The 4,694-nt window shown below is 69.2% G+C and carries 4 protein-coding genes; 3 read left to right on the plus strand and 1 reads right to left on the minus strand.

The window, feature by feature from the left end; genetic code table 11:
* Positions 1–65: 65 nt before the first annotated feature.
* Positions 66–1,103, minus strand: coding sequence for an L-glyceraldehyde 3-phosphate reductase (gene mgrA / locus VR44_RS36000; protein WP_045951867.1), 1,038 nt, complete (start codon positions 1,101–1,103; stop codon positions 66–68).
* Between the two features lie 129 nt (positions 1,104–1,232).
* On the opposite strand from mgrA, the gene VR44_RS36005 reads away from it, so the two are divergent.
* The 3 genes from VR44_RS36005 to VR44_RS36015 all read left to right on the plus strand — a co-directional run.
* On the plus strand, positions 1,233–1,994 hold the full coding sequence (locus VR44_RS36005; protein ID WP_045951868.1) for an isoprenyl transferase: 762 nt from the start codon (positions 1,233–1,235) through the stop codon (positions 1,992–1,994).
* Between the two features lie 341 nt (positions 1,995–2,335).
* Positions 2,336–3,652 carry an RNA 5'-3' helicase PhoH2 gene (gene phoH2 / locus VR44_RS36010; RefSeq protein WP_045951869.1) on the plus strand — a complete coding sequence of 439 codons (1,317 nt, stop codon included), beginning with the start codon at positions 2,336–2,338 and terminating at the stop codon, positions 3,650–3,652.
* 408 nt (positions 3,653–4,060) lie between these two features.
* Positions 4,061–4,694, plus strand: a 634-nt coding sequence (locus VR44_RS36015) for an aggregation-promoting factor C-terminal-like domain-containing protein (RefSeq protein WP_045951870.1), incomplete at its 3' end; no start/stop codon positions are given.

Genomic DNA, 4,694 nt, shown 5'->3' on the forward strand with positions numbered 1-4,694 from the left:
GTCCGTATCCCCCCCACGGACCGGCCCGTTTTTTCTTTTCCCTCCCGCCCGGGCAAAAGCGCAGGTCAGCCGCGCTGGGCCCAGATGTTGGTGCCGGGGGTGGAGACGGCGAAGGAGTCGATCTCCTTCAGCTCCTGCTCCGACAGCGGAGCCCCGGCCAGCGCGGCCACGTTCTCCTCCAGCTGCTTCACGCTCGACGCGCCGATCAGCGCCGAGGTCATCCGCTCGTCCCGCAGCACCCAGTTCAGCGCGAGCTGGGCCAGCGACTGGCCGCGCCGGGCGGCGATGTCGTTGAGGCCGGTCAGGCGCCGCACCACGTCCTCCGAGAGCAGCGCCGGGTTCAGCGACTTGCCCGCGGCGGCCCGGGAGCCCTCCGGGATGCCCCGCAGGTACTTGCCGGTGAGTAGCCCCTGCGCCAGCGGCGCGAAGGCGATGCAGCCCATGCCGGACTCCTCCAGGGTGTCCAGCAGCCCGTCCTCCTCCGTCCAGCGGTTGATCATGGAGTAGGAGGGCTGGTGGATCAGCGGGCGCACGCCCATCTCGCGAAGGATCCGCACGGCCTCGGCGGTCTGCTCCGCCGTGTACGAGGAGACGCCGACGTACAGCGCCTTGCCCTGCTGGACCGCGGACGCGAGCGCGCCCATGGTCTCCTCCAGCGGGGTCTCCGGGTCGAAGCGGTGCGAGTAGAAGATGTCGACGTAGTCGACGCCCATCCGCTCCAGCGAGGCGTCCAGCGACCCGAGCAGGTACTTGCGGCTGCCCCACTCGCCGTACGGGCCGGGGTGCATCAGGTAGCCGGCCTTCGTGGAGAGGACCAGCTCCTCGCGGTGGCGCGCGAAGTCCTGGGCGAAGATCTTGCCGAAGTTCAGCTCGGCGGAGCCCGGCGGCGGGCCGTAGTTGTTGGCCAGGTCGAAGTGGGTCACCCCCAGGTCGAACGCACGGCGCAGGATCGAGCGCTGGGACTCCAGGGACTTGTCGTCGCCGAAGTTGTGCCAGAGGCCCAGGGAGATGGCGGGAAGCTTGAGGCCGCTGCGACCGGTGCGCCGGTAGGGCATGGAATCGTAGCGGGAGTGGTCTGCCCGATAGGGATTGTTATCAGTCACGTTGTCCTTGCTATCACGGACTTGTGACCTACCGAGTTGGGTACCCCATCCCGGCGCGCAGTAATGTGGCGGGGACTCGGGGGAGACCGCAATTCGTACGGGGGCATTGCACGGAGGGGCTGGAAGATCGTGAAGCTGCGCGACCTGGTGTACAAGCTCTATGCACGCCGGGTGGAAGGTCGCCTCGACCATGACGCGTCGCCCAAGCACATCGGCGTCATCCTGGACGGGAACAGGCGCTGGGCCAAGGCGTCCGGAAGTTCGACGGTGCAGGGCCACCAGGCCGGCGCCGACAAGATCTCCGAGCTGCTGGGCTGGTGCACCGAGACGGACGTCGAGGTCGTCACGCTGTGGATGCTCTCCACGGACAACCTGGACCGCCCCGAGGGCGAGCTCCTTCCGCTGCTCAACATCATCGAGAACACCGTCAGGGGCCTCGCTGAGGACGGCCGCTGGCGCATCCACCACGTGGGCAACCTGGACATCCTGCCGTCCCGGACGCAGACCGTGCTGAAGGAGGCCGAGCAGGCCACGCACGACATCGGCGGGATACTGGTCAACGTCGCCGTGGGCTACGGCGGCCGCCAGGAGATCGCCGACGCGGTCCGCTCGCTCCTCCTGGAGCACGCCGAGAAGGGCACCTCCTTCGAGGAGCTCGCCGAGGTCCTGGACATCGACCACATCGCCGAGCACCTCTACACGCGCGGCCAGCCCGACCCGGACCTGGTGATCCGCACCAGCGGCGAGCAGCGGCTGTCCGGGTTCATGCTGTGGCAGAGCGCGCACTCCGAGTACTACTTCTGTGAGGTCTTCTGGCCGGCCTTCCGCAAGGTCGACTTCCTGCGTGCCCTGCGCGACTACGCCGCCCGGCACCGCCGCTACGGGACCTGAGGCCCCGGCGGACCCACGGAGTCCGAAAACCCCCTCGGAGGCCCTCCGGTCCCGTCCGTCCCCCAGGTGAAGCCTTCACCTGGGGTTCACCGAGCGTCCGTCATATGCCATGGCATGGGCGCCCTCGTTCAAGGGCATAAGCCTTGCAGGTCGATGCCCGATCCACGGGTGTCGAGTCTCAGCGGGCGGCACAGGGCCGTCCGCCCGGGAGGCCCTTTGCACCAGGACGAGCGTGCGGTTCGCACGGACGGATTGGAGGGCCGGAACGCGGCCCTGGCACAGGCGCCGTTGACCGGTCCGGTCTTCATGGCCCGACCTCTTCCGAGGGGGTACGTCCTTCCGTGGTGACCAGCACTAAGCGCCGCCTGTCCGACAGGCGGACCTACGTCCTCGACACCAGCGTCCTGCTGGCAGACCCCAATGCGATCTCCCGCTTCGACGAGCACGAGGTCGTGCTCCCGATCGTGGTGATCACCGAGCTGGAGGCGAAGAGGCACCACCCCGAGCTCGGCTACTTCGCCCGTCAGGCCCTGCGCCTCCTCGACGACTTCCGGGTCCGCCACGGCCGCCTCGACGCCCCCATCCCGCTGGGCGATCTGGGCGGGACCCTGCGCGTCGAGCTCAACCACTCCGACACCGCCGCCCTGCCGGCGGGATTCCGGCAGGGGGACAACGACTCGCGCATCCTCGCGGTCGCCCGCAACCTCCAGGCCGAGGGCTACGACGTCACCGTCGTGTCCAAGGACCTCCCGCTGCGCATCAAGGCCTCGTCCGTGGGTCTGCTGGCCGAGGAGTACCGGGCGGAGCTGGCCATCACGGATGCCGGCTGGACCGGCATGAGCGAGCTCGCCCTCTCCGGGGAGCAGGTGGACCTCCTCTACTCCGAGGAGCGGCTCTACGTCCCGGAGGCCGCCGAACTCCCGGTGCACACCGGACTGATCCTGCAGTCCGAGCGCGGCAAGGCCCTGGGCCGGGTCACCGCCGACGGCAACGTCCGCCTGGTGCGGGGCGACCGCGACGCCTTCGGGCTGCACGGCCGCAGCGCCGAACAGCGCATCGCCCTGGACCTGCTGCTCGACCCGGAGATCGGCATCATCTCGATGGGCGGCCGGGCCGGCACCGGAAAGTCGGCGCTGGCGCTGTGCGCGGGCCTGGAGGCGGTCCTGGAGCGCCGCCAGCACCAGAAGGTGATGGTCTTCCGGCCGCTGTACGCGGTGGGCGGCCAGGAGCTCGGCTACCTGCCCGGGGACCAGTCCGAGAAGATGAGCCCCTGGGCGCAGGCGGTGTTCGACACCCTCTCCTCGGTCGCCGGGCGCGAGGTCATCGAGGAGGTGCTGAACCGCGGGATGCTGGAGGTCCTGCCGCTCACGCACATCCGCGGCCGCTCCCTGCACGACGCCTTCGTGATCGTGGACGAGGCCCAGTCCCTGGAGCGGAACGTCCTGCTGACCGTTCTGTCCCGTATCGGCGCCAACTCGCGGGTGGTTCTGACCCATGACGTGGCCCAGCGCGACAATCTGCGGGTCGGCCGGTACGACGGGGTGGTCGCCGTCGTTGAGAAGCTGAAGGGGCATCCGCTCTTCGCCCACGTCACGCTCACCCGCTCCGAGCGCTCCCCGATCGCCGCACTCGTGACGGAGATGCTCGAAACGCTCTGATCGGCCAAATCACCCATAGCGGGACGGTGAGTTGGCGCCGTCCGGCAAAGGCGCAGGAGCCTAGCCGGACGGCGCCCTTCCGCACAGGGATTTGGCGAAAACAGCGGCGTCCTGCCTGATGTGACCTTTAACACGCAACGCGGAATTGCCTTGCGGCGTCGAGGTCCGGCAGAGTCTGTTTTCCGTCAGGCCCCGCATACGGCACCTCTGTATCTCCGGTTGGGGATACGCGCAGCACCACAACTCCACAGCCGTTGACCGTATGCCGCCCGGTTTCACGTGGCAGCCCCCGAGAGGGAGTTGCCCGCGGGCCAGTGTCTCCAGTGACCAGAACACCACGGAGTCCAGTGTCGAAGGGGCACTCTTGCGCTCGCGCGGTCACTGCGGACGCTGCTGGAAGGACACCGTGTGAGCCGGATCTCGGTCCGGGGGTTCGCAGTGGCTTCGGCCACCGCGGTCACCACCGTCGGCGCAGTCGTCGGCGTCGCCACTGGCGACGCCGCCACCTCGAACGACCTCGAGACGACCGCGTCCGGAGCGACTCTCCTCACTGACATCCCGGTCGGCGAGCAGGCCCAGGTCCAGAGCGGGTCCCTGGCCCAGCAGGCCGACGCCCTCGCCCACGCCGCCGACGCCGACGCCAAGCGCTCGGCGGAGGAGGCCGCCCGCATCCAGGCCGCCGAGGACGCCAAGTCCAAGAAGGCGGACGCGCAGAAGGCGGAGCAGGAGAAGAAGGACGCGGACGCCAAGAAGCTCAAGGACGAGCGCGACGCCGCCGAAGGCATCGCCAGCCGCTCGGCCACGCGCGACGCCGGCGACTTCCCCGTCCAGGGCTCCTACACGGTCGCCCAGGTCAAGGACATCGCCCGGCAGCTGGTCCCCTCGGGCCAGTTCCAGTGCTTCTCCAACATCATCAACGAGGAATCCACCTGGAACTACCAGGCCGTGAACTCCTCGTCCGGCGCCTACGGCCTGGTCCAGGCGCTCCCCGGTTCGAAGATGGCCTCGGCCGGCTCGGACTGGCGCACCAACCCGGCCACCC

Origin of the sequence: Streptomyces katrae (genome assembly GCF_000966975.1) — a bacterium.
Taxonomy (GTDB): Bacteria; Actinomycetota; Actinomycetes; order Streptomycetales; family Streptomycetaceae; genus Streptomyces; species Streptomyces katrae.